Origin of the sequence: Sulfurovum sp. UBA12169 (genome assembly GCA_002742845.1) — a bacterium.
Lineage (GTDB): Bacteria > Campylobacterota > Campylobacteria > Campylobacterales > Sulfurovaceae > Sulfurovum.
Genome location: DLUH01000004.1, coordinates 38,019 through 63,740, shown reverse-complemented (window position 1 = coordinate 63,740; position 25,722 = coordinate 38,019). Strand labels below are relative to the sequence as shown.

Sequence of the window (25,722 nt, the reverse complement as noted above, 5' to 3'; positions counted from 1 at the left end):
CAGCGTAGTATTTCATAGCAATATATAAAAGTATCTCTGTCATTCGCGATGCAAAAAAGAGAAACCTGCACAAAAGTTTTAAACGTGAAAATGAGAAACAAAATTCATCAGCATCATCGTTCCAAATCCAAAAAGAATAAGCGAAGAGACAAGATGAATCCTATGGGAAAGAGTATGGGAGATTTTATGTTTTGTCTTATAGATAATGAGCGGCATCAGTGTTATCCAAAGAAAGATAGCACTAAACAAGCCAAAAAATGTAATGAAAAAATCCAGATTTTTACTTGCAACATACCCTGCAGCACTTAGCCAAAAAGCGATAGTATAGGGATTTAACAACGTCAAAAGGTACCCTTTTATATACAGCTTCAATGCATTTTTTTGCGCCGTATCCGCCGCAATGTCCGCTAGAGGCTTTTTTCTGCCTTTGAAAATATTCCAGGCAAGATAGAGCAAAAATATTCCTCCTGCCAACGAAATAACATTGAGTACAAAGGGCTGATTGAGATAGGCGATGATTCCAAATAAAATGAAAAGCAGGTAGGTAATGTCTGCGCTCATAGCGCCCAGACCTATCATCACGCCGTTTTTATACTCTCTGATAGCTTCATTCATGATCAAAAGATTGATCGGACCAAGCGGAACAGCTGCGCCGGCTCCCAGCAAAAAACCTTCTATAAAAGAGAAAATCACGCAAGAAACTCGCTAAAAAATTCATGGATCTTGATATCAGGCGACTGTCTGTATTTGTAGATTTTTTTATAAAAAATATACTTTTCGATGATATTTAATCCCAAAATTTTATCATAGATAGAAAAGAGGATCGGATTTTCGGGAATGTTTTTATACTCTGCCCCCATAAATATCTTTTCAAAATTTTTAATGTCCTCTATCGACAAAAGTTCCGTCTTGGAATGTACCAGATAAAGGATCTCTTCTATAGTGAAATTAAACTGTACCGTCACTGCGTATTCTTGCAGCAAAACGTTGATCTCATCATTTTTTTGGATGTTGTAGTCTGCATTTTGCAAATACCGATACAGTTTTGGTTTTGTTTTTTGCCAATTGTACAGCGTATTGACCTGTACTTCAAACAGTTTACTTATCTCTTTGGGTGTGAGCATTTTCTCTCTCTTGAAAAACGGCGTATGTCCCCGTTGCATAAGCAATCAATGTGTCTTTTGCAAAAATCTCTATCGTGGCAAACGCCGTTCTTTTTGTCCGGTTGATCACTTTTGCTTGCGCACTGAGCACTTCTCCGGCGGCAGGCTTGAGATAGTTTACCTTCAGTTCTATCGTCACGCTGCTAAAGCCGCTGGGTATTTCGGAGATGACCGCATACCACCCTGTATGATCCGCCAGCGTTGCGATAGCTCCGCCGTGCACGGTACCGTGATGCTGCTTATGATAAGGCTGTATCTCAAAGGCAACTTCCGCATACCCGTCGCTTAAATTGATAAGTTCTCCGCCGATATGCTGCAAAAAATCGATATCTTCTTTTTCTACTTCGCTTTTGTCCAAAGGATCCCCGCTTATATTTTTTGCAGCAATTGTACGCCTGCTTTGCTTAACGCTTCTGTTGCTTTTTGAAAATCGCCGGCACCCACTTTAAAAACGAATGCACCGTTTTGGCCGTTGTTGACAGTATAGGTATACTCGATGTTGATATCATTTTGCGAAAGCGCCGAGACAACCTCGTGAAAACTGCCCACATGATCATCTATGGCAACGGCAAAAACATCAACGATTTTTACCGAAAATCCGGCTTCATCCAAGATATGCTTTGTTTTTTGTTCCTCATCCACGATCAGCTTTAAAATTCCAAAATCAGCCGAATCCACCAGATTGATCGATTTGATCGAAATGTTGTTTTGCGAAAGGAGAGTCATGACGTCGCTCAATTCTCCTTTTTTGTTCTCCATAAAAACGGAAAGCTGCTTAATTTTGCTCATCGGATTTCCTTTTGTCAATAATTCTTACTGCTTTGCCCATGCTGCGCTCTATGCTTCTTGGCTCTACCAGCCTGACGGTCGCATTGATGTAGAGATTGTTCAACAACGCCGCCTGGATACTTTTTTTGATATTTTCCATCTGGGCAACATTATCGCATACGATCTCATCGCTCACTTCGATATGAATTTCCAGCTTGTCCAGGTAGCCTTTTTTATCGGCGATAATCTGATAATTCAACGTCACGCCATACGCATTGGAAATGACATGCTCAATCTGAGAAGGATAGACGTTCACGCCGCCGATGATGAGCATATCATCTGTTCTTCCTACGATAGACTCCATTCTTAACATCGTTCTGCCGCATCGGCATGGTTCTTTCGTGATAGAGGTAATGTCGCCCGTTCTGTATCTTAACAGCAGCAGCGCTTGTTTGGTAAGCGGGGTGATCACCAGTTCTCCCCTTTGGCCTTCGGGTACTTCTTCTCCCGTTGCCGGATCGATAATCTCGACAAAAAAATGGTCTTCAAAGACATGCAAAAGGTCGGACTTTTTGCAGCTGCACGCAACGCCAGGTCCGATAATCTCGCTGAGCCCGTATACTTCGTGATAGTCTATCCCCCATGCTTTGCTTACTTCTTCTTTCAACCCTTTTGAAGTAGGTTCCGCGCCGAAGACACCCGCTTTGAGTTTATAATCCTTCAGATAATCAGATCCGGCTTTTTTTGCAACTTCGGCCATGTGCAGTGCGAAAGAAGGCGTCACCGCCAAAATCGTTGCGCCAAAATCTTTCATCAGCATTAACTGCCTTTCCGTAAAACCGCTGCTGGCAGGAACGATCGTTGCGCCCACTTTTTGCACGCCGTTATGCATTCCCAGGCCTCCGGTAAAAAGTCCATAGCCGTATCCGTTGTGGACAATATCTTCTGCGGTTGTTCCGGCCATTGTAAATACTCTTGCCATGACCTCGTCCCAAACCTCCATATCCGACTGTGTATATCCTACGACGGTGGGCTTTCCGGTTGTTCCGCTCGAACTGTGAATTCTAACGACCTCGCTCATGGGAACGGTAAAAAGTCCGAACGGATAGTGTGCGCGCAGATCTTTTTTGGTGGTAAAGGGAAGTTTTTTGATATCGCTTAAAGAGGTGATATCTTCTGGCTTTATGCCCGATTGTTCAAATTTCTGACAATAAAAAGGCGTGAGAGTGTATACTCTTTGCACGGTATCTTTTAGCCGCGACAGCTGAAGCTGCTCAATCGTTTCTCTTGGACTGCTTTCAATTTTATTCCAAATCATCTCTTTTGTGTCCCCCATCATTTACAATCATTCATCGCCATCTGCAAAATTTCAATATTTTGCTGCGCAACTTTTGGATTCATCTGTGCAATAGCTTTTTCTACCTCTTCGACGCTGAACGGAAAATCCTTCACCCCGGCCAAAGCAACCCCGAGCATATACACGTTCAGCCCCTGGATGGGGAACGCTCCTTGCAACGCCTTTGCATTGGCATCCGCTCTTGCGACAGCAAAAGGCAAAGAAGGATAGTCCGGTTTGGCATTCACGACCATTGTACCGCCGGTTTTCAAAAAGGCAATATTTCTTAAACTCTCGTTGGAATCAAGCCCTATGATGACGTCGGCTTGGTTTTTATCAATAACCGGATTTGTAAAATCGCCGATTTTGATATCGCAGCTGACAGCCCCTCCCCTTTGGCTCATTCCGTGATTTTCTGTGCCCAAAAAGGCAATATCCCGATTTCCCGCACAAATGGCAAGCACTTTGACCAAAAAAACCACCCCTTGCCCGCCGAATCCGGCGATGACGATTTGATACTTCATACTACATCCCCTTTTTGAGATAATTTTCATCAACGATAAATGCATCCGTAGGACAGACTACTTCAAGGCATCCTGCGCATCCTGCACACAAGAAAGGATCTATCTCGATTTTGCCTTTTTCGTTGTAAGACATAGGAGGGCATTTATACACGGTGGTACACTGATCGCATGCCACACACAACTCTTCATCCACTTTCACGTAAATGCTGGGAACGAAATCAGGCGCACGTTCCGCATCGAGAATACAAAACTCCCGTACCACCACAACCGTCGGACCGGAAGTATTTGCCTCATATTTTGCTTTGACTTTTTTGAAAAAATCGACATTTTCGTGCATCTTATAACTATAGTGATGCTCCATGCACTCGACCCCCATTCCTTCAACGATCTTTTTAATATCGATAGGGCGGTGGACTCGGCTTGGGGTTACCTGTCTTCCTGTCATGGCAATGGTCGAGTTGTCCAAAATCACCAGCACAAATCTGTGTCCTTGATAGATCGCGTTCAAAAGAGGCGGGATACCCGAATGGAAAAACGTACCGTCCCCGATCGTTGCCACCACGTCTTTGGTAGGGTCTGCCAGCGCAAAGCCGCTTGCCATAGCCACCGAAGCGCCCATACACAAGAGTGAATCGATCGCGCCTTGTGCGATGCCTAACGTGTAGCATCCGATATCTGAAGGATAGATGGATTTTTTTCTTTTAAACACCTTCATGATCGCATAATAAACATCCCTATGTGGACATCCGGGACAAAGGGCAGGCGGACGCGCAGGAACGCTAAAGCCCAAATCGATCTTTGGCGCTTCATAGATATTTTCACCCTTGTAAAACTCTATCTTTTGGAGCGCTTTTAGTATCTCCTCTTTTTTCATCTCGTCGATTTTGTGAACAGTATTTGTATTTTTGCCGTAAACTTTGGGATGAGCGATCTGTTCTTCGATGCAAGGATACGGCTCTTCGACGACAAGCACCTTTTCGTAGGCATCAAAACGGGCTTGAATCTCTTTTGCCGGAAGAGGATAAGGCATGATGATTTTCACAACGTCTGCTTCAAGACCCAAATCTTTAAGCGTCTCCTGCGTAAACCCGTACCCCGTGCCGCTTGTGATGATAAGCAGTCCGCCGCCCTGGTATGCCTCAAATTGCGGTTTTAAAAAATGCTCCCAATTGTATTTGGCTATCGTCTCAACACGCTCAAGCTGATCCAATCCTTGAACAAACCTGCCGTCTCTGGGCACTGCGCCCCATCTTGGCACATCGCGTACAAACTTGCCCGCGTTTGGCTTAAATTCTGTGGCATCGTCCATTTCGATAATTTCTCTCGCATGACATACGCGCATGACCGGGCGAAGCATGACGGGGATTTGGAATTTCTCAGAAAGCTCCACTCCGAGTTTTGTAAAATCATACGCATCCTGGGGTGTTGAAGGATCGAGCACGGGAATTCTTGCAAATTTTGCAAACACCCGACTGTCTTGCTCTGTCTGGGAGGAGTAAAATCCGGGGTCGTCGGCAGAAACGAGCAGCATGCTTCCTAGATTGCCGATATATGCCGCACTCATCAATGCATCGCTTGCCACGTTGAGCCCTACCTGTTTCATCGTGGCACACGTTCTTTTCCCTGCAATCGCGCCTGCATAGGCCACCTCAAACCCTACCTTTTCGTTGGCTCCCCACTCCGCATAGACCGGAAGGCTGAGCATCTTTTTGATCTTCTGAACCCCGCTCAATATCTCGCTCGAAGGCGTTCCGGGATATCCGCTGACCATATCCACATTTGCATGGATAAGCCCCCACGCAATCGCATCATTTCCCATTAATGTTTGTTTCATCGTATACTATCCGCTATAATATTTTGAAAATTATACTTAAACAAGATAAAATTACACAATAATTTGGAAAATTAATTATTTAAAAAATAAATTTACAATAATTAAAATAAAACAGATAACGCTTAGGGCAAAAACACTAATCATCAATCTTCATATATTCTAAAACTTCATTCTTGTTGGCGACTCTTTTTTCAAGCCCTCTCTTCCAGGCAGGCGCCAGCACATCAAGCTGCATAAGTTTTTCAACCGTATCAGGATGCTCGTCGGGGTCTTTAAAAGCTTCGTTGGCTTCTTGAATGCTCACCAAAACGTTTTGTCTGCTGATAAGCTCGACCTTGTCGCCTTTGGCCATCATCCCTTCTTGTATCACCCGATAGTACCATCCGGTTTTCCCGGTGTCGTAAATCTCTTTGGTAAAATGTTTGTTTTGCCATCTTCTGGAAATTTTCCAGCAAGGTTTTCTGGGCTGGGAAACTTCCAATATCACTGAGCCTATCTTATGCACGTCGCCAATGCATACGTCGGTTTCGTCTATGGCATCAAACGTTAGGTTTTCAGCCAAAGCGCCAAATGCTAAGGCATCCAGCCCCAAAAAATTTTTCCAGCTTTCATAATTTTTAAAACTGTTGGCAAATACCGCCTTGTCAACCTCTCCGTGATGGACTGTATCGGCAACAAAATCTCCCTCTATCCCGTTTTTTGTCACCCTTACACCGCAAGAGACAGGAAGCTTATACGAAGCGGTCTCATAGGTTTTTGTAAGAAATTCTTTGCTGTTTTCTTCACCCTCTTTAGTGACGCTTCCGATCTGTACGGACAATACTGCTGCTATGCCATTCATATTCATCGTTTACTCCCAATCCAAAAGTCTTCGCTCTCCGCTGAGACTTCTTATGTGCGTTACATCCTGGCTTACCTCTATGACGCCTTTATAGGCCCCTTCTTCATCGCGTATCGCAAAATATCTTATATGGATAAACTTTCCTTTAAACTCTATCCAAAATTCCGCTTCATCTTTTCTTCCGGCTTTGAACTCCCTGAGTATCATCAGTACCTGATCGACGCTTTTGGGAGGATGGCAAAATTTCACTTCGCGTCCGATGATGCCTGCGCTTCTGGGAAAAACCCGATCCTCTCCCCGATTGTAAAAAATAACCATGTCGTTTTCATCTACATAGGTAATATCAACCGGCATGAATTTCAGCAAAAGATTGATCTGCTCGGGAAGCATGTACCCTTCGTCCAATTTGATTCTGTCTTCGATAGAAAAAGGAAGGTTTCGTTTTTTGGTATCTTTGCTGGGGTGAATATAGGCTTCTTCGCTTGGTGCAGGATAAGCAACAGGCGGAGCATCGAACATCCATCCTATCTCTTCGTCACCCTCTCGCATTTCTTTCCAGTCTTCCTCGCTAAGCATAGAAAGCGCATTGGGCAAAAGCCTGTTCTCTTCGACGATCATCAAATGCTCCAAACTTCGAAACACTTGCGCGAGATTTTGAGAGGCCAAAACCATATCGTCTGACTCTATCGCTTTGCGTACGGCTTTTATCTCATCTCTGATCTGATCATGAAACGCCCACATATTTTGGCTGGGGCTTGTCCAGCCGTATTTTTCCAGATACGGGAAAAGCTGGTTTTCCTTTCTGGCAAAATGCTTTTCGATAAGCATCAACTTTTTTAATAGCTCTGCAAACTCTTCCTTTTGGCTTTGTATGTTGACATCTCTTAGCTTGCCGATCAACTCTCTTGTCAATGCATTTTCTTCTATATAAACTTTTGCCGGATGCCCCTCCGGCAAAACAGAAAACATATCATTCCCCAAAAACTCACTCATCTGCACCCTTTTTTATCAATTTTAAGAATTATATACTTTTTATTTGAGGTATCCTTTGATCTCAAACAAGAATCTCTGTTTTGGCAAATCAAAACTTTTTGCCGCAAAATCTTTATCAAACTATTTTAAACAAAGAATTGATATATATCAATCAAAAAAAAAGCTCTTTTGACTATAATAAACATTAAAATATCAAATAACTTAGGAAAACAAAATGAAATATCCTGATTTTTACGACAATGTTCAATCCATACAGCTGTATGATGCTTTAAGCAATTTTTTGGGAGCCGTAGAAAACGGAGAGGTTGAAATTACCTATTTAGACTGCGTCAAATTGGCAGGACACTCCTGTCCAACCGTAGCCGGAGCCTATCTGATGGCGCTCAAAGGTCTTGCAACCCTTTATCCCCAGGGGCTTCCCCAAAGAGGCAATATCCATGTTGCCATGAAAGAAGACGAAAAAGAAGGGGTAGAAGGCGTCATTGCCAACGTAATCTCTTTTATTGTAGGGGCAAGCGGGGTTGGCGGCTTTAAAGGAATCCAAGGCAATTTTAGCAGAAACAATCTCGTGGCATTTAACAAACCGATGCAAGGAGAAGTTACGCTCACAAGACTAGACACCAACCAATCAGTTTCTCTTAGCTATAATCCGTCCATGGTACCCGGCGATAAAAACATGATGCCGCTTATGGGCAAATGTCTTAGCAAGGCTGCCTCCCAAGAAGAACAAAAACTTTTCGGGCAGCTATGGCAAGAACGCGTCAGCAAAATACTTCTCACAAAAGAGTTGTGGGATCAAATGATTACGATACATTAAAATTTCACACGATAAAGGATAGCGCATGAATATTTCTCACTACATGAAAGGCGAACACAGGCTGTGCGACGATTATTTTGCCAAAGCAGAAGAGGCTGCATCAAAAAAAGATTGGGAGGAAGCAACCAAACAATTTGAAATTTTTGCGCACGAAACGCTTCAGCATTTTAAAAAAGAGGAAGAGGTGCTTTTCCCTGCTTTTGAAAAACAAACAGGAAGCACAGAAGGACCTACGGCGGTCATGAGATATGAACACGAACAAGTCAAAGGGTTGATCGGAAAAATGGCTTCAGCCATTATTGATGAGGACATGGATGCTTGTCTTTCGTTGGCTGAATCGATGATGATTTTGCTGCAGCAGCACAATATGAAAGAAGAACAGATGCTGTATGCCATGTGCGACAACATTCTTCCCGCTGCAATCAAAGAAGAAACCCTGGAGACAATGAAACATACGGAATTATGAAAAAAATTACACTTGACGCTAGAGAATTAGAACATCCCAAACCATTGGCAATGGCTATCAATATATTAAGAGCTCTGGAGGAGGACGATTATCTTTATATGATTCATCGAAAAAATCCTATTCCGCTTATTGACCTTGCTCAAGAACATAATTTTCAGGTAATCAGCCGCGAAGATACCGAAGGAATTTGGCATATCCTGATAACAAAAAACCCTTCGGTCGATCTGAAGGAGTATCTCTTTGTTTAGTCAAAAAGGTCTCTCGCTAGACCAGGCGCCTCCGATCTCTGTTGTTTTCAGATTCTTTTTGCAAGGAGCACTTTTCGGTATACTCGGAGGAATTTTGCTGGCAATCTATCAAAACGGGATTTTTGATCCGGCATCAAACGGTGCGCTTGTACTGACGCATGTCTTTACGCTAGGCATTATGCTCTCTTTTATGCTGGCTGCGCTCTTTCAAATGCTTCCCGTAATTGCGGGTGTCAAGCTTACCTCGCCCGTAAAAAAAGCAAACTGGGTACAGTATCCTCTTATTGCAGGCATTGTTTTGCTTTTGCTTGCATTTCATTTGGGCAAAATTGCCTGGCTTTATCTGCTCGCCTCGCTGCTGCTTGGGGGGCCACTGCTGTTTATCGCTTTTGAAATGATCAAAAAACTGCTGCAAGTTCCCAACCACACCTCTTCATCAAAAGGCATTACCGCTGCACTGTTTTCGTTGGTGCTCTTGATAATTGCTGCGCTGTATCTTACCGCAGCACTCGGAGGCTACAATGAAGGAGTGCACTATGTTGAAATCAAAACCGCGCACTATTCGTTCGGGCTGTTTGGATGGATTGCCGTATTGATCGTCTCCATCTCTTTTCAGGTGATCGAGATGTTTTACGTTACGCCGCCCTATCCGAGCGTAATGGGCAGGTATTTCTCCGGCGGCATCCTGTTGTTATTGGCCGCAGCTTCAATACTGTCTTTTTTTCTGCCTGATGTCTGGATTGTTTGCCATCTTGTCTTAGCACTGTTTTTAGTCGCCTATGCCGCAGTCACGCTAAAAAGGCTTTCACAGCGCAAACGCCCCATCAGTGATGCTACCGTATGGTTTTGGCGGCTGGGGCTGGGAGGTTTGATTGTCAGTATGCTCTGCTTTATGCTCGGGCTTTTTGTTCAGACGGCATGGGTTCATACGCTGGCATATCTATGGTTCGGCGCTTTTGCACTCAGCATTGTTTTTGCGATGTTTTACAAGATCATACCTTTTCTTACATGGTTTCATTTAAGCAGCCAAGGCTACTTTACCGCACCGATGATGCATGAGATCATTCATCCCAAAACCGCAAAAAAACATTTTTGGATACATTGCAGCATGATAGCTGCAGTCATCCTCTCTCTTGTGGTGCCTCAACTCATTTTGCTTGCCTCGCTTTTGACAATGCTTTCCTTTGGATGGATGGGCTATCAAATTATCCATGCCCATTATCTTTACGTTAAAACCCAAAAAGAGGGACAGAAATTCAATTATTAAAACATATGAACCGAAAGCTTCAGTAAACCAATTTTAATGCTGCATCCATACACAATCTATCCAAAATATGGCATAATCAAAAATAAAAATCATTTCAAATTAGAACAAAAAAAGAAGGGGAATAAAAATGAAAACTATCATACACACCTCCTTGATAAATTGTACTTTGGAAGAGATGTTTGATTTTCATCTCGATTCAAACAATATCATCAAAATCACTCCTCAAAATATCAAAGTAGAACTTGTAGATCAAGATACCCAAACATATGAAGGCAAAATCATAAAAATCAAGATTACCAAATTTTTCATCCCTATCTATTGGGAAGTAAAAATCGAAAAACTCCAAAAACCCGATGCTCTAGTGGATATAGCCATAAAATCACCCTTTAAATTTTGGAAACATCTGCATCTGTTCAGTAAACAAGGAAATCTATGCGAACTCAAAGACATCATTGAGTTTGAATTGCCCTTTGGGGTATTAGGTAAACTATTTGAACCATTGATCGAACTTGATATTCAAAGCATGTTTAAATACCGCCATCAAAAAACAAAAGCGATACTTGAAAAAAAATTATAACATTCTGTTTGAAGACCGTTTGGTTTTTTTATCTATATTGACGCTATGGTTTTAACTTAAATTAGTAGAGTTTCCTTGTTTTTTTTAAACAGTACAAAAAATAGTTTGATATAGATAATTTAAAAAATTTCGGTTTTCTGGACATACAGTTACTTCAGTCGGCTGTTTTGTCGGATATAATAATCACGCAGGTAGATCAAAGCACTAATGTAGTCTGCGGTATCGTAGAATGCAATCATCTGCTTGTTAAATTCCAACTTGTCTTTGACTTTGATATTAAGCATCGGATAGCCCTCAGAGAGCACAATGCCGTTCATCATCAGTCTCGAAACCCGCTTATTTCCATCATAAAAAAACTGTGATCTGGCACCAAAAAGAAAATAAGTCGAACCTCTTAGAACCGGATGTTGTATCTGTCTGATCTGTGCAATCCCCTCGTCAAACACCCTGTCAAGTTCGTTCGGCGAAGGAGGGAGATACTCTGTTCCGCCGATATTGACGTTTCCATCGCGAAATACCCCCCACGAGAGCGCCTCTTCCCGTGCCACTTCAGCATGGAGAGAACACAGCGTTTTTTTATCCAGTCCAAAAGAGTTTTCTTCGAGCATGGAAAACAATAGATTGATACTTCGGTTTTGATTAAGTATCTGCTGTTCGTCACTGAGTTTATGTCCACCGACAGTAATCCCTTCCAAAAGCGTTTCTACTTCGGGATAGGTCATCATATTCCCTTCCAAGGCAGCAGTGTTGTAGATGAAATCGATTTTGTCTTTTTTGGCTAAGAATATGTACTTTTTTTTATCAGGAACAAAATTCAGCGCACTGGTATCTATGGTATTAATCTCACATGCGTTCAGCTCCATAATTATCCCCCACCCTTTTCTTTGTGTGCTTTCTATATAAAAAAATTATAACATACTTTACATTCCATGGGGACTGGCTTATAATAAAACAATAAACTAGGATAGCTTCGCTTTGCGGCTTCCAAGGCTTTATCAATGTGAGTTACATAATGTCCCGAAAAATTTTAACAACGATTTGAGCGTTTCTTATGCCTGCATGAGATACAACAAACACCCAAAAAAAGCCTACTTTTTCGTGCCAAAGGGCTTAAAAAGCAGCACCAGATAAGGCGAGAAAAGCAGATCCGACACAATCGCCACAAGCAAAACAATCACTGTCAACAGCCCAAAAATAAGCGTCGGGATAAAGTTTGACGTGACCAAAACCAAAAACCCGACAATCGTTGCGATCGAATAGTAAAACATCCCAAATGCGATGGTTGAATGCGCCCTATGCATCGAAGCCAGGTAATCTCCGTCAGACTGCAATTCCTCTCTGAAACGGTAATAGTAGTGAATCGTGTTATCGACGGTAATGCCAAGTGCGATGGAAGCAATCGTAATGCTCATAATATCAAGCGGGATGTTCATCACTCCCATGATGCCAAAAATAACGCTGATTGGCACCAAGTTTACAGTCAGCGCCACCATCGCCACTTTAAGTGAGCGGAATAAAAATAAAAACATTCCGCCAAGCAGCAAAAGCGCAAGCCCCAACGTCGATATTTGAGAATCAAACAATGATTGAAGCATATTGTTGTACAGTACCATCATGCCCACAAGTTTAAAGTTTTCCGGGTCAAGTCCGACTTCTGTTTGGAGTTCCTGTTTGATTTTTTTAAGCAGCGCATCGCGTCTTAATTCACTATTGGAATCCATAATGCGCGCAACAAATCTTGCTTCATTGTTGTCTGTATTGACATAAGGCAGCAAAAGAATCTTTTTGTATTCTAACGGCAATTCATTATACATCAGCGCCATCTCAAGGCCGTCAAAATCTTCGCCCTCTTTGAGTATTCTTCCCGCTTTATACAGGGTGCCCAGCGATGATACGTTGCCTATCTCCGGGATAGATTCAAGATAGTCATGCACCTTTAAAATGGTTTGCCTCTTTTCGTCGGTAAACCAATACTGTGCATTATTTTCGTCTTCTTCAAACTCTTCTGCAAATTCACTCAGCTCGTCGCCCTCTTGTGTATTTTCTGAGCTTGGATTGTTTTTTTCCTGTGTATCGGGAAATTTTACAATGATTTCCAAAGGTGTCGTACCGCCGAGATTGCTGTCGATTTCCTGCATTCCTTTGTATATTTCCGTATCTTCTTTAAAATAATTGATAAAGCTGTTTTCTACAATCAGTTTTGTAACACCGTAATAACTGAACGCAAGGATCGCCACCACAGTCAAAAGTATCTTTTTGCCGTGATTTTCGACAATATAGGCAAACTTTTTATTGAGCGTAAAGGCTTTGTCAAAAATATACACAGGCTCTTTTTTCGGCAAAAGCATCATTACTGACGGGAAGATAAGATAAGCAGCGACAAGCGAAACGGTAACCCCTATGTTCATCATCGTGCCCAAATCGATAATGGGCAGAATATCGCACGTCATCAACGAGACAAACCCCGCTACCGAAGTAAGAACGATAAACACCGAGGGAACAGACATCCGCTTCAAAGTGATCTCGATGAGTTCTTTTTGGCTATAGCGGGGAAACAGGGCATATTCTTCGCGGTAGGAAACTATCAAGTGAATCACCAAAGAGAGTGTAGTAATGAGCTGCATCGCCACAAAATTTGATGAGACAACCGTAACTTCCAATCCTATCAAGGCGATGATGCCGGCTGTCATCACTACCGCGGAAAACGAGATAACGATAGGCAGCACAACAAACCGTACCTGTCTAAATATAACCCAAAGCATCAAGATCATAATCACCAAAATGGCAGTTCCGTAAATAGCGATATCATCTTTGACAAAGCTTATCATATCATCTGCGATCATCATCACTCCGCCCAAGTGGAGCTCGCCGCTTTGGCGATACGGATCCAGTACCGATCGTACCTCTTCTATAAGCTTGTGCGTATCGTCTTTGGTGCTGTCTACATATGCCTTAAACGCTTTTTTTGCAACTTCATACTCTTTTTTTTCTTTTCCGTTCAAAGCTCTTTTATCTTTTAGATCAAGAAATGCATTTCTTTTGCTAAGAAGCTCCGTATATTTGGCATCTTCTTTGAGATTGACCGTGATGGCGGTCGTTTTAAAATCACTGCTGACAAGATTGTTTGCATAGAGCGGACTGGTAGTCAACTCCTTTTGGGCCTGCGTATAATTTATATCCGCAGAAGAAAGAGTACGGACATTTTTGACCACTTCTGAAATTTCCATCGGCGGACTTTGAAGCAAAGGAACGTCTAGCAAAGAAGTAACGCTCTCGACGCTCTCGATCTTTAAAAGATCTTTTTTAAAAGATTTTATTGCAGTGAGAGTCGCATCAGACAGCATAGGCTCTTTCGGGCTGAACGCGATGACCAGATAATCCGGACTGATATACCGTCCATGCACTTCACGCGTCAATTTCAAATCAGCATCATTTTCCAACAACAGCGTTTCTGCTGAAGCATCAATAGTTAAATACCGCGAATAATATGAAAAAATTGCTGTTGCAATAAACATAAAAAGTAAAACGCCTTTAAAATGGCGTGTCACAAAATCAACATATTTTTTTAGAACCATCATTTATCTTTTTTGAACATACATTTTAACGAAATCAAATTTTTAACAACCCTCTTGAAGATGCACTGATACGCAGATAAAACTATCGCTTACACTTTTTTTGCATACCGTATCAGAATTATATTTTATTGCAGCGGCGCTCTTTTGCACAACCTATGGTTTCTTTGAAAAAAATACTAATATAAAATCTTTTATCATTAAAACAAAACAGTAAAACCATACCCCATGCATAATAAAATTCGGCTTATAGTCAAGTCCAAAATAAAGGACAGGCCACCCTACAAGGATAATATATTTCATGTAATAAAAAAGAGCGCTCCCGCTCCATAAATCTCTCTGAAAAAAATTTTCAAGATTACAACAATTGATCTTTGTTTTCAGAAAGACTGTTATCGATCGCATCCTGTTCGGATTCATAGACCATTATCTGTTGTCTGATTTCATGGATTTGCGTAGGAGTAACATCAGTATCTGCCGACCATACAACTTCGATTTTTCCGTCATATTCTTTACCCATCGCGGCAATTTTCTCTTCATACTCAACAATATCAAAACATATTTCAACTTTCTCCGGTTTAGAGGTGTCACTGATTTCAATATACCAACGCCCCATCGGATTTGTCTTTATGGTTGAAGCTATAAGACCTGACATTTATAAATCTTTTTTTCTAAGATCGCCATGGTAGACAATATCTCGAATGTCTATCGTTTCATCTTGTAAAATATCAGGTACACTATCAGCGGCCTCTAGCGCCTTAATCGCTACATCAAGCTCTTCTTGGTAGGTTTGCATCATATCCGCCGCAATAACTCCGGGAATTGCCTGGATGCCTTTTAACTTTTTTATCTCTTCCTCAACATTTTCACCCTCAATTGTGATAATGATTTTCCCTCTTTCTTTATCCCCAAAATGATAATCACACAAACCGCTTGCTTCCAGTGCGTCTTTGACTTCATCATATCTTTCTGATCTTACCTGAACCACAATACTTGATATATTCATTTATTCTTCCTTTTTTTGTCTAGTGTAACCCGATCCTATCACTAAAAAAGTGATCAGATGATCTTGGTGATTGCTTCGATTTGCTCATCGGTTAGATAAAGCACAACGCGTGAGCTTTTTTCTTCGGTTTTTCGGAGCGCATCGTAATGGTTTTGCATTTTTATTTTGGTTTCTCGGTCAACAGGAGAACGAAGCGATTTATATTCAACGAGCTTCCCGTCTTTGTAAACACCTGAGATATCCGCATGCACCCAATAATACCCATTGTCACTGCGTCTGTTTTTAACAAAACCTTGCCAATTTTTTCCAAGCGCAAGAGTATCCCATACCTCTTTAAAAACAGACTTGGGCATATCAGGATGCCTTACTATATTATGAGGTTTGCCGATCAGCTCCTCTACTTCATAGCCGCTTATTTTAGCAAATGTTTCATTAGCATAAGTAATAACACCACTCAAACTTGTTCTTGAAATGATTAATTCATTTTCCGGTACTTCTGTTTCTATAAACATATCAAATGAGGTATCCATTGCATCTCCTTAAATTTTAGTAAATTACTGGCGTCAACAACACATTGACATTAAACCAAACGATTTATTTTAACTCCCACATCATGACCGTATTGTCTTCGCTGGTGGAAAATAGTATTTTTTCATCTTTGAAAATAATGGTATTTAGTGTACTTTTTTGTCCTTGAAGTAGTGCTATTTTAGATTTTGTGGCAACATCATATACAGAAATATCATTATGCTCATCCATAGCGAATGCCACTTTTGACGCACTTGGACTTAAGCCTGTAGCATAAATAAGAAAATTTCCTTCAATATAATCGCCCCTTCCGCTTTCAGCATCATAAAGTGAGCCTCTTCTGTCTTGCCCTGCTCCCGAAACAATACCATTTTTGAAGTCTACCTTGTAAACATTGTCAAGGTTTACGCCCTTTAATTCTTTTAAAACTTTTCCGGCGGAAACATCAATCACATTTAATACACCGCTCTCACAACTAAAAACAACAATGGTTCTATCTTCATTAAGGGCAAAATCAGAAAATTTAGACTCACTCAACTGAACACGGTACAGTTCTTTTTTTGTTTCTATATTAAAAAGAGCCACCTCATTGCTCAAATATGCAAGCATTAGATGCTCTTTATCAATAAAACGTGCTTTCACTAATGCTTTTTTATCTTTTGGGCTGATAAGTTGTGTTGTTGTGTTGTTTTCGTGAATCCACATGTTGGTAAATCCTCCTTGGCCGCTGTCGCTCAAAAGAACATATCTCCCATCACTAAAATCCACACTGAACACTCTGGGAGGAACCATATCACCTACAAAATCTTTGATTTTTGGAAGCTCGATAGCGTATGTAAATTTTTGAGCCGTATAGTCATACACTTGCAAAAAACCCTGTTCCGTACCAATAAAAAGCCTATCTTCATGAAGTACTATATCTTTTGCGGTTCCGTTAAGCTTTATCTGCTGCACAGGTGCGTATGTTTCCACGCCATGCGCTATAGACAGACAGACAAACAACCCCGCCAATATTGTTTTGAGCATTTAAGCCTCCTTTTTTGGGTATCTAAAAAATTGCAAATTCATTTTATTCTTCATCCTTCGGATTTCGCACAATCTGTGTTGCAAAATAATTGATCGCTTTTGTCGGACATCTTCCTAGACAAAAGCCGCATCCTGTACACTTATCCATATCAATTACAGGATTAAACATTCCATTAAACAATATCGCATTATCTATGCATGGCTCTTTACAGGAAAAGCAAACCACCCCATGGTGCGCCACACACGCTTCGGTTGAGATGCGAAAGATTGCATTCACTTTCTCTTTGGTATGTTCATAGTCCAAACTTAAAACATCCATTTCATTCATTTGGCAGGCTTTCGCACACTCTTCACAAAATGTACATCCGCTCTTCGTAAAATTGAGCATAGGTGTTCCATCCGCCCGTATCAAAATAATCTTTTCATCACAGGAAGCAACACAGGCTTTACTTTCACAAGCCGGGCACTCACTCTGAAAAAGAGATTCGCTATAGCAATAAGGAGGCCTTACCACTAGGGCAGACTCCTCACTGATATTCTTGAGTGGTTTTCTAAATGCTGTTAAAAAATCACGACGTGATGCCACTATCTAACACCCTCATTCATTACATCCATCAAACTGGAAGCAGTTTCACCTTTGCCGTCTTTAAAGTCAGGCGTAAACGTATTGGCAACAGCAGTATCAACATTGGCTTGCGGAGCATGACATTGTGTACAGTTAAATCTTCCTTGATATATCTCGTCTGTCTGTCTTGTTTTGGCCAATTTAATATCGCCAACGGTTTTAAGCTCTGTTCCTACGACCTTGCCTTCCATAAGCACTTCATTCCCTTTCATAACCGTCTCTGGCCGGTAGTTTGTAAAGTGTGTCACCGGGAGTGGTGTCGCGCCTATGCCTGTAGCAACTTCTGGCATATGACAACCCAAACATTGATTATTTTCTTTTGTAATAGGTTCCATTCCTTCAATGCTGTGGGGAACCATCGGCGGAGCATTCATATACGCTCTTTCAAACCTTGTCGATTGTCCGGGAGCCGGTCTTTCATAGTCTGTTTTTACGCCTGTTGTCTCATCTCCCTCTTCAAATAGAGCCGTTTTTCTAAGCCCTATCTCATCTGCAGATAAATTCTTTTTAGCTGCAAGGTCTTCGGCTTTTATTCTTTCAGGATCACATGCTTTTTCATTGATATCAATTACTTTCGCTTCAGCCACTGCAGATGCAGCCGCATGTTCTGTAGCTTTATCGGAAGCTACGGCGGCACCCCCCTTAATCAATGCGGCAATTGCTTCAATTTTTGCATCATCCAATGAGGCAACCTGTCCTGTCATCAACCCTTTCATTGCGCCGCCATAAGAACCGTCTTTATAGCCTTTTAGCGATGCGATGATCTCTTCTTTTGCCATATCCTTAACGATCTTTGACTTACCCATTGCAGCTTTTTCAAACTGCTGTCCATGACACCCCACACATGCGGCTACACTTGCTCCATAAAGAGTAGGAGCAGCAACCAACACGCCCAATGTTGCTAGTTTTATCATTTTGTTCATTTTCTTCCTCCAGATTACTGTTTTAAATAATTTCGTATATTAAAGCTAAGCGCATCATCATTGCACACATCAACGCATCTTCCGCAGTTGGTACACTCTTGTTTTACAACAAACTCACTGCGCTTACCTATCATATCAAGCACTTGCACTTCAGGACACACCTCTTTACACTTCATACAAAGCGTGCAGTTGTCGCTGTTGTGTTTTACTCTTAGCAGACTGTACTTACCAATAATAGAATGCACTCCTCCTAAAGGACAGATATGCCCGCACCATCCGTTTTTAAGCACAAAAAGATCAAACAGAAAGATAGCCACAAGCAATCCCGCTCCGGCACCAAAACCAAATATCACCCCGCGATTTAAAATCGTGATGGGAGAGATAATCTCAAACGCAGCCAATCCGCTCACAAAAGAGACAATTAAGGCAAGAATGATCATATAATATCTGATATTACGGCTCATCCATACTTTTCGTTCTATTTTATCCATGTAGAGTTTTCTTCTCAGCCAATTTGCAGCATCCGTGACCATATTGACAGGACATACCCAAGAACAAAAAGCACGTCCTCCGATAATCCCATAAAACAACACAATGATCATTGCGCCCAAAATTATGTCAAACGTAAGCACTGCACCTGCCGCAAACATTTGCAGTACTGCAAACGGATCGCTCAATGGTATTTTCCCTAACACAGAAGAACTTGACATGGTACCGGCAAGCATCTTCCACCCATATGCATTGGCACCAAAATAAAGAACCAAAAGTGTAATCTGACTGATCCTTCTTAGGATGAGATATTTAACATTACTCAAAATCTACTCCTTCATTCAGATAGTCAGCCGCACCTTGTTCGCTTCTCTCTGTTTTTGTTGTAACATCTTTAACTTCCTGGCTGACAGCTCTTTGCTCATCTTTGCTGTCCCATCCTTTAACATAATGATCCCCCGGCTTTCCAAGCGCAATTTCTCTAGGCTGAATGAAGATGGCCGGCTTCTCTGTAACACAAGCTTTTTCGCACAACCCGCATCCTGTACAGACATCCATTACTATAACAGGTTTCAAGAACGCGTGTTTGCCTGTTCTCTCGTTTCTGTCATATTCAAGTTTGATCGCCTCATCCATTAAAGGGCAAGCGCGATAACAGGCATCGCACTGTATTCCCCAAAAAGCGATACAAGAGTTTGGATCAACCACCGCAATACCCATATCCATCAATCTAAAATCAAGTTCACTGTCTTTATTTGTCAACGACGCAATATCCAAAGCTCCGGTGGGACACACAGGCACGCAAGGAATATCTTCGCACATATAACAAGGGATGTCAGCTGCAATAAAGAAAGGCGTACCGATAGTAACATCATCTTTTGCTTTTGCCATCTTAAGCGTTCCTGGTCTTGGTTTACCCGTCTGCTTGTTTATGTTGGATGGCCGATTTACGCATGCTTCAGCACAAAGCCCGCATTTAATACATGCACTTAAAAAATCCTCTTCTTTCAGTGCACCAGGAGGCCTAAGTGTCAAAGTCGAACCCTTTGCTTTATCAGCATAGCCAGCCCACAATAATCCACCCATTACGCCCAATCCTGCATTGTGTGCAATGTTAGTGAAAAACTTTCGTCTTTCACTAATTTGAGATTTTTTAGTAGTATCCTTCATAATTGTTCCTATTAAACTTTATACAGTTTTACCGCACATTTTTTATAGTCTGTCTGTTTAGACATTGGACAAGTTGCATCAAGACAAACTTTGTTGATAAATACTTTCTCATCAAACCAAGGCACAAATACCAAACCTTGAGGCGGTCTGTTACGTCCTCTAGTCTCCACCCTTGCTTTTACTTTTCCTCTTCTTGAATCCACCCAGATCAATTCGCCCTGTTTAAATCCTTTGTTTTTAGCATCATTGGGATGCATGTAGCAAAGCGCTTCAGGAACCGCACGGAAAAGTTCAGGAACCCTCATGGTCATCGTACCTGAATGCCAGTGCTCAAGCACACGTCCGGTACACAACCACATATCATAGTTTTCATCCGGCATTTCCGGTGGATCCATGTAAGGTCTTGCAAATATTTTTGCTTTATTTGGTAATGGTTTTGCAGTCTGGTCTTTAATGCCTCTCAAGTCACCCTGCGGCAATGCTTTTGCCAATGTGCCATAGAATGCAAAATCGTCTGCTCCTGTTTCTTTAGCTGCTTTAGCCGCATAAGGATCATATTTAACGTTAAATCTCCACTGCGTCTCTTTTCCGTCAACAACCGGCCATTTAAGTCCTCTAACTTGGTGATATACTTCAAACGGAGCCAAGTCATGGCCATGCCCTCTACCAAAGCTTGCATACTCTTCAAAAAGATATTCTTGAAGCATAAAGCCATACCCTTTAAATACTTCTCCGTCAGATCCCTTTACGTTTCTGTTGTCACCAAACACTTCCGTGTTGTCATATCCTTGTTGCGGGAATTTATTTGGGTCCGCTTTATAAGATTTTGCTCTTTCGTTTGCAAAAAGAATATCAAACATTGTTGACTCTTCAGTAAAGCCCATCTTTTTAGCTTCTTCGATCACATTTGGAAGCTTTGTCCCGCTTCTGAGAGTATACTCACCCCAAACATCTTTGACTTTAAATCTCTTAGAGAGCTCAACCATTTGCCAAGTATCACTCATCGCATCACCTACCGGAACCACCTGTTGTCTCCAAAGCTGCGTACGTCTCTCTGCGTTACCGTAACCGCCCCATTTTTCATAGATCATTGCTGAAGGAAGCACAAGGTCGGAAACTTTTGCAGAAATTCCCGGATATCCGTCCGACGTAACGATAAAGTTATCCATTTCTCTGGCTGCATTGATCCAGTGGTGCGCGCTTGCAGAATCTTGATACGCATTACATACGCTCACCCACGCAAATTTTACAACACCGTCTTCAATATCTCTATGAATTTTCATAATATGCTGATCACCTACGGGGTTGATAGTACCAAGCGGCACATTCCAGCCTTTTTCAGTAATCTCTCTATGTTTTGGGTTTTCAACCATCATATCCGCCGGCAATCTGTGAGTAAATGTTCCTACTTCTCTTGCCGTACCGCAAGCTGAGGGCTGACCGGTAAGCGAGAATGCCCCTGAACCAGGTTTTGCTTGTTTGTTAAGCATAAAGTGTACGTTATATGACTGCGTATTTACCCAAGTTCCCCTAGTGTGCTGGTTCATACCCATTGTCCAGAAAGAAACCACTTTTCTGTCTTTTTCAATATAAAGGTTTGCCAACGCTTGAAGTTTTTTCTTGAACTGCTCAATATCTTCGTTTGGATCACCCTTTGCAATCTTTGCTGTATACTCAAGCGTATAGGGTTCAAGTGATTTTTTGTACTCTTCAAAAGAAATTTCCCAGTGCGCAAGTGTACCGGGGATGTTTTTCATTACATCACCTTCTTTGTATCCGTATGGCTCAAGCGCAGGTGCTTCTTTTGCTGAAATAGTCTTTTCCATTTCTTTAGAAACTGTTTCCATCTCAAGAGCGCTATATTTATTCTCTTTGATAGATTTGTCGTCTGAGCGTCTCAATCCATAACCGATATTAACCGGCCCCACGGCAAAAACCATATGTTTGTTTACAAAATCCCAATCAATGATTTTTTCTGCTTCGTCTCTCATGACGATTTCACGTGCAATATAGTTCCAAATCGCCACATCTGTATTTGGAGAGAAAATAATCTCTATATCTGCAAGGTCTGAAGTTCTGTGGGTATAGGTAGACATATTGACTACTCTTACTCTGTCTGGACTAGAAAGCTTTCTATCAGAAACACGAGACCAAAGAATAGGGTGCATCTCTGCCATATTTGAGCCCCAAGAGACAATGGTATCTGTCAATTCGATATCATCATAGCATCCTGATGGCTCATCGATACCAAACGTTTGATAGAATCCGACAACCGCAGAAGCCATACAGTGACGCGCATTGGGATCAAGAGCATTTGAACGGAATCCGGCTTTCCATAACTTTTGAGCCGCATACCCTTCCATAATTGTGTGTTGTCCGGATGAAAACATTGCAACACCTTCCGGCCCGCTTGCTTTAAGTGCTTTTTTGATATGAGTTTCCATCTCATCTATCGCACGCTTCCAGCTTACAGGTTGGAATTTACCTTTTTTGTCAAATTCACCCTTGTCGTTCATTCTCAAAAGCGGTGTTTTAAGCCTATCTGCACCATACATGATCTTCGCATTGAAGTATCCCTTAATACAGTTAAGACCCCTGTTTACAGGCGCTGCCGGGTCGCCTTTGACAGCGACAATCTTTCCGCCTTTTGTAGCAAGCATGATTCCACACCCCGTTCCACAGAAACGGCAAGCCGCCTTGTCCCATCTCCAATCCGACTCTGCTTGTGCTGCCGCTTCCTGTGCTGCCGCAGGGATAGTAATCCCTACAGCCCCAGCTGCTGCCACTGCTGCTGAATTTTTCAAAAAATCTCGTCTACTTACTGACATATAGCCTCCTTTGATATTTATAATTTACATTCTATGATAGTTCAATCGAACTTAAAAACAACATAAATTTACTTGATAATAATAGCACTTTGTTTAGAGCTAAAATCTTGATTCAAATCAAGATTTTAGCTCTAAACGATGATTTTTCTAAGAAATAATTAAGGATAAAATTTGTCTTATTTAGAGATCCGAAGAGTTTTTTGTCTTTATCCCTACAAGCCAGTAGGCGACTGCCAGGCCCACTATGACGGCCCCTATAATTAAAAGTTCTGTGCTTTTTTCAGTAGACAGGGAGTAGATTAGAACTTTTCGAATAAGTGCGGCCATCGCGAGCATGATAAAGGCGCCTATCGCAAATCCCTGTCCTTGCAAATGTTTGATCTCTTCATGAATCAGCTCTATCGCTGCCCACAAAACAAGCAAGCTTCCCAATACCGTAAGAATACCTTTTTCCATGCCTATATCAGTAAAAAAAAGAAGATAAATATCATATGAAAACAGGCCTATAGCAAAAAAAGCAACCAAAGCCAATGCACCCGCAAGAAGAAAATTGATATAGGATGTAAATTTTTTTAATCCGGATAAAATGGTTTTTTCAAATTTTGACATTGACAAAAACTTGCTCAACTCTTCTTCTCTGTAAGAACTGGTAAGCACATCCAGATTCATATCGATAATTTTTTCAACAGCTATAATTTCTTTAGCATAACGTTCTTTTTCTGAAGCGTTCTTTTCAATATTTTTCAAGACAAATGTTCGGACGAAAGTAAACGCAGCATTTACATAATGTGTCGGCAATCCGATCCTTACGTGCACTTCCCCTATCTTGTATAAATACATAAAATAGGTCATGTCATACTGTCCGCAAAAAAGATTTACAAACCATTCTTTTATTTTTTCGCGATGATAGGCAATAATTTGTTTATTTTTTAAAAAAGAGGCTGTTGCTCCAAATCCCCAAATATAATCATAAAACTCATCGATAAACTCTTCAGATAACTCTTCCATCCTAGGCTTAAGCTTCAGCAGCAATTCATTATCTTCTTGCGAAAATTTATAATCCTCTTTGAGACTGGTATATTGCTGCTGCATGTTTCTCTCTTTTTCTTTAAAAATTTTTACGTATCCAGACAAATAGTATCAAAGTGTTACCACATCGCAGTGCCGCCGCCCAATGCAACCTTAACATTATCATCAGCCATTGAAATATTCCAAGCAGGCTCCCAGACTACATCCACTTCAACGACACCTACCCCTTCAAGACGCTCCACTGCTTCACGCACCCATTGTGTAATCATTTGATGCAAAGGGCAACCTCGTGTTGAGAGAGTCATTACCACCTTTACATTACAAGATTCTTCAATGAGCGCATCATAGATAAGCCCCATCTCAACAAGATTAAAACCCACTTCAGGGTCTATGACCGTACTGATTGCTTCATAGACTTGCTCTTTTGTTATATTGCACATTGTTTACTCCTTATTTTTTCCATAATTTATCATCCACACCACACTATAAAACATAAATCCGGCACCTACAATTAAAAAAGATACACCAGCTTTGAAAAGTATGGTACTTCCAAATAAAATTCCTATGCCAGCGATCGCGACTCCAAATGCAGAAAAAACGAACTCATATTCGGCTTCTTTTTTGGGATACATTTCATGCAGCATAGGAACCCTTTCTTTTCCGACTAAAGGACTATAACGCTTAAACCATACCAAAAAAGGAATAATTTTGTAAAGATGGCCATTGATCAAAAAAGCAAAAAAGCCCATTATCAAAAACCATGCCGAACCAAGCAATAACTGCCGGGCATCTATAAAAAGCCATAAAATTCCCAAAATCAAAGCAAAAGAAAGAGAACCGTATCCAAAGAACATGGATTTAGCCCAGATATCATTTTCTTTTCGTGCTCTTGTTTTGTAAATAATGACGATCTGTTGGAGATAAAAACTCACCGAGGCAAACATCACAAGAAGAAATAAAATGTTTCCCCAGCTGATCCCAAAGAGCGATGAAAAAAAGTAGCCCAACACCCCGACAATCATCAGCTTGAATGCACGATTGATGGGAGTTTCATCAAACCCATGCGAAAGCCCGAACATGGGCAACAGTATAAGCGATAGCCCCATGATAGTCAATGTTACATATCCGCCCAACACTAACACAACATGAACGCCGAGCCATTTGTTTATATTAACATCTAAGCCTTCCCCTATGGCTAAAGACATAATAAAACCTGTCACAATACCTAAGAGCAAAAAAAGATTTGCAGCCGCTACTGTTTTAACCGTTAACGAAATGTGCTCCACTCTTCTAAGTGTCATGCTTGTATCGTAAAGAAAAATGATCATGGCTGTAAGCACCAATAGCCCACCATACGGCAACGCGGCGGGTATGAAAATAAACCCTATACTCATAATGATTGCTCCCGCCATCAAAAGCGGCCAAATCACAAGATAAAGATCCACAGAAAAATGCCCCACCTCTACGACCACCGGCACCAATTGCGCCATTGCTCCAAAAATGATCATCATGATAAAACCTAATAAAAACCAGTGGGTCCACCCTACAATAGTCATGTCCGAATAAGAGCTGCCTGGATCTATAAAAAGTAAAAATATCACCCCTATTAAGTAAAAAAGCGCTCCCATTTTAAAAAAAGGAGCAATCATTTCAAACGGCGGGGCATACTCTTTGGATATACTAAACATTTAT

At 41.4% G+C, this 25,722-nt stretch carries 28 protein-coding genes and 1 pseudogene; 5 read left to right on the top strand and 24 right to left on the bottom strand.

Annotated features, from left to right (window positions below):
• Positions 1-78 precede the first annotated feature (78 nt).
• From CFH81_04685 to CFH81_04645, 9 genes are all read right to left on the bottom strand, one after another.
• A complete protein-coding gene (locus tag CFH81_04685) occupies positions 79-693 on the bottom strand; it encodes a lysine transporter LysE (GenBank protein ID DAB40536.1) in 615 nt (204 codons plus the stop codon).
• The gene (locus CFH81_04680) at positions 690-1,124 is read right to left on the bottom strand and encodes a hypothetical protein (GenBank protein DAB40535.1); all 435 of its coding nucleotides are present in this window, start codon (positions 1,122-1,124) and stop codon (positions 690-692) included. Before CFH81_04680 ends, CFH81_04685 begins: the two co-directional genes overlap by 4 nt.
• Complete coding sequence (locus tag CFH81_04675; GenBank protein DAB40534.1) at positions 1,099-1,521, bottom strand: thioesterase; 423 nt, start codon at positions 1,519-1,521, stop codon at positions 1,099-1,101. The genes CFH81_04680 and CFH81_04675 overlap by 26 nt, the downstream gene beginning before the upstream one ends.
• An 11-nt stretch (positions 1,522-1,532) precedes the next feature.
• Entirely contained in the window at positions 1,533-1,952 is a 420-nt protein-coding gene (locus CFH81_04670; protein ID DAB40533.1) for an amino acid-binding protein, read from the bottom strand.
• Positions 1,939-3,246, bottom strand: a complete 1,308-nt coding sequence (locus CFH81_04665; GenBank protein DAB40585.1) for a phenylacetate--CoA ligase — start codon at positions 3,244-3,246, stop codon at positions 1,939-1,941. Before CFH81_04665 ends, CFH81_04670 begins: the two co-directional genes overlap by 14 nt.
• A gap of 20 nt (positions 3,247-3,266) precedes the next feature.
• The gene (locus CFH81_04660; GenBank protein ID DAB40532.1) at positions 3,267-3,791 is read right to left on the bottom strand and encodes a ferredoxin oxidoreductase; all 525 of its coding nucleotides are present in this window, start codon (positions 3,789-3,791) and stop codon (positions 3,267-3,269) included.
• 1 nt (position 3,792) lies between these two features.
• A complete protein-coding gene (locus CFH81_04655; GenBank protein ID DAB40531.1) occupies positions 3,793-5,625 on the bottom strand; it encodes an indolepyruvate oxidoreductase in 1,833 nt (610 codons plus the stop codon).
• A 136-nt stretch (positions 5,626-5,761) separates the two neighbouring features.
• Positions 5,762-6,466, bottom strand: coding sequence for a molybdenum cofactor biosysynthesis protein (locus tag CFH81_04650; protein ID DAB40584.1), 705 nt, complete (start codon positions 6,464-6,466; stop codon positions 5,762-5,764).
• 9 nt (positions 6,467-6,475) lie between these two features.
• Complete coding sequence (locus CFH81_04645; protein ID DAB40583.1) at positions 6,476-7,435, bottom strand: histidine kinase; 960 nt, start codon at positions 7,433-7,435, stop codon at positions 6,476-6,478.
• 238 nt (positions 7,436-7,673) lie between these two features.
• Between CFH81_04645 and CFH81_04640 the strand changes: the two genes are divergently transcribed.
• From CFH81_04640 to CFH81_04620, 5 genes are all read left to right on the top strand, one after another.
• Positions 7,674-8,276 (top strand): hypothetical protein, encoded by a 603-nt coding sequence (locus CFH81_04640; protein ID DAB40530.1) that lies wholly within the window; start codon positions 7,674-7,676, stop codon positions 8,274-8,276.
• A gap of 25 nt (positions 8,277-8,301) precedes the next feature.
• Positions 8,302-8,742 (top strand): hemerythrin HHE cation-binding protein, encoded by a 441-nt coding sequence (locus tag CFH81_04635; protein DAB40529.1) that lies wholly within the window; start codon positions 8,302-8,304, stop codon positions 8,740-8,742.
• The gene (locus CFH81_04630; GenBank protein ID DAB40528.1) at positions 8,739-8,990 is read left to right on the top strand and encodes a hypothetical protein; all 252 of its coding nucleotides are present in this window, start codon (positions 8,739-8,741) and stop codon (positions 8,988-8,990) included. Before CFH81_04635 ends, CFH81_04630 begins: the two co-directional genes overlap by 4 nt.
• Positions 8,983-10,257: a hypothetical protein gene (locus tag CFH81_04625; protein DAB40527.1), complete on the top strand. Its 1,275-nt coding sequence runs from the start codon at positions 8,983-8,985 to the stop codon at positions 10,255-10,257. The genes CFH81_04630 and CFH81_04625 overlap by 8 nt, the downstream gene beginning before the upstream one ends.
• 127 nt (positions 10,258-10,384) lie before the next feature.
• On the top strand, positions 10,385-10,834 hold the full coding sequence (locus tag CFH81_04620; protein DAB40526.1) for a hypothetical protein: 450 nt from the start codon (positions 10,385-10,387) through the stop codon (positions 10,832-10,834).
• A 149-nt stretch (positions 10,835-10,983) separates the two neighbouring features.
• Here the strand turns inward: CFH81_04620 and CFH81_04615 are convergent, their stop codons facing one another.
• The 15 genes and pseudogenes from CFH81_04615 to CFH81_04545 all read right to left on the bottom strand — a co-directional run bounded on the left by CFH81_04615 (position 10,984) and on the right by CFH81_04545 (position 25,718).
• Positions 10,984-11,697, bottom strand: coding sequence for a cell filamentation protein Fic (locus tag CFH81_04615; protein ID DAB40525.1), 714 nt, complete (start codon positions 11,695-11,697; stop codon positions 10,984-10,986).
• A gap of 225 nt (positions 11,698-11,922) precedes the next feature.
• A complete protein-coding gene (locus CFH81_04610) occupies positions 11,923-14,409 on the bottom strand; it encodes a hypothetical protein (protein ID DAB40524.1) in 2,487 nt (828 codons plus the stop codon).
• 153 nt (positions 14,410-14,562) lie between these two features.
• A pseudogene (locus CFH81_04605) lies at positions 14,563-14,762 on the bottom strand (hypothetical protein).
• 2 nt (positions 14,763-14,764) lie between these two features.
• Positions 14,765-15,061, bottom strand: coding sequence for a hypothetical protein (locus tag CFH81_04600; protein DAB40523.1), 297 nt, complete (start codon positions 15,059-15,061; stop codon positions 14,765-14,767).
• On the bottom strand, positions 15,062-15,412 hold the full coding sequence (locus CFH81_04595; protein ID DAB40522.1) for a nitrate reductase: 351 nt from the start codon (positions 15,410-15,412) through the stop codon (positions 15,062-15,064).
• 53 nt (positions 15,413-15,465) lie between these two features.
• A complete protein-coding gene (locus CFH81_04590) occupies positions 15,466-15,942 on the bottom strand; it encodes a chemotaxis protein (GenBank protein DAB40521.1) in 477 nt (158 codons plus the stop codon).
• A 64-nt stretch (positions 15,943-16,006) separates the two neighbouring features.
• Positions 16,007-16,966, bottom strand: coding sequence for a hypothetical protein (locus CFH81_04585; GenBank protein DAB40520.1), 960 nt, complete (start codon positions 16,964-16,966; stop codon positions 16,007-16,009).
• Positions 16,967-17,009: 43 nt separating this feature from the next.
• Positions 17,010-17,552 carry a nitrate reductase gene (locus CFH81_04580; protein ID DAB40519.1) on the bottom strand — a complete coding sequence of 181 codons (543 nt, stop codon included), beginning with the start codon at positions 17,550-17,552 and terminating at the stop codon, positions 17,010-17,012.
• The gene (locus CFH81_04575; protein ID DAB40518.1) at positions 17,552-18,514 is read right to left on the bottom strand and encodes a hypothetical protein; all 963 of its coding nucleotides are present in this window, start codon (positions 18,512-18,514) and stop codon (positions 17,552-17,554) included. The genes CFH81_04580 and CFH81_04575 overlap by 1 nt, the downstream gene beginning before the upstream one ends.
• A gap of 14 nt (positions 18,515-18,528) precedes the next feature.
• Positions 18,529-19,332, bottom strand: coding sequence for a quinol dehydrogenase ferredoxin subunit NapH (locus CFH81_04570; protein ID DAB40517.1), 804 nt, complete (start codon positions 19,330-19,332; stop codon positions 18,529-18,531).
• Entirely contained in the window at positions 19,322-20,173 is an 852-nt protein-coding gene (locus CFH81_04565; protein ID DAB40516.1) for a ferredoxin-type protein NapG, read from the bottom strand. Before CFH81_04565 ends, CFH81_04570 begins: the two co-directional genes overlap by 11 nt.
• Positions 20,174-20,184: 11 nt before the next feature.
• Positions 20,185-23,001, bottom strand: coding sequence for a periplasmic nitrate reductase subunit alpha (locus CFH81_04560; GenBank protein DAB40515.1), 2,817 nt, complete (start codon positions 22,999-23,001; stop codon positions 20,185-20,187).
• Between the two features lie 180 nt (positions 23,002-23,181).
• Complete coding sequence (locus CFH81_04555; GenBank protein ID DAB40514.1) at positions 23,182-24,093, bottom strand: hypothetical protein; 912 nt, start codon at positions 24,091-24,093, stop codon at positions 23,182-23,184.
• Positions 24,094-24,149: 56 nt separating this feature from the next.
• Entirely contained in the window at positions 24,150-24,470 is a 321-nt protein-coding gene (locus CFH81_04550) for a DNA methyltransferase (protein ID DAB40513.1), read from the bottom strand.
• Positions 24,471-24,473: 3 nt separating this feature from the next.
• Entirely contained in the window at positions 24,474-25,718 is a 1,245-nt protein-coding gene (locus CFH81_04545) for a hypothetical protein (GenBank protein DAB40512.1), read from the bottom strand.
• Positions 25,719-25,722: the final 4 nt, after the last annotated feature.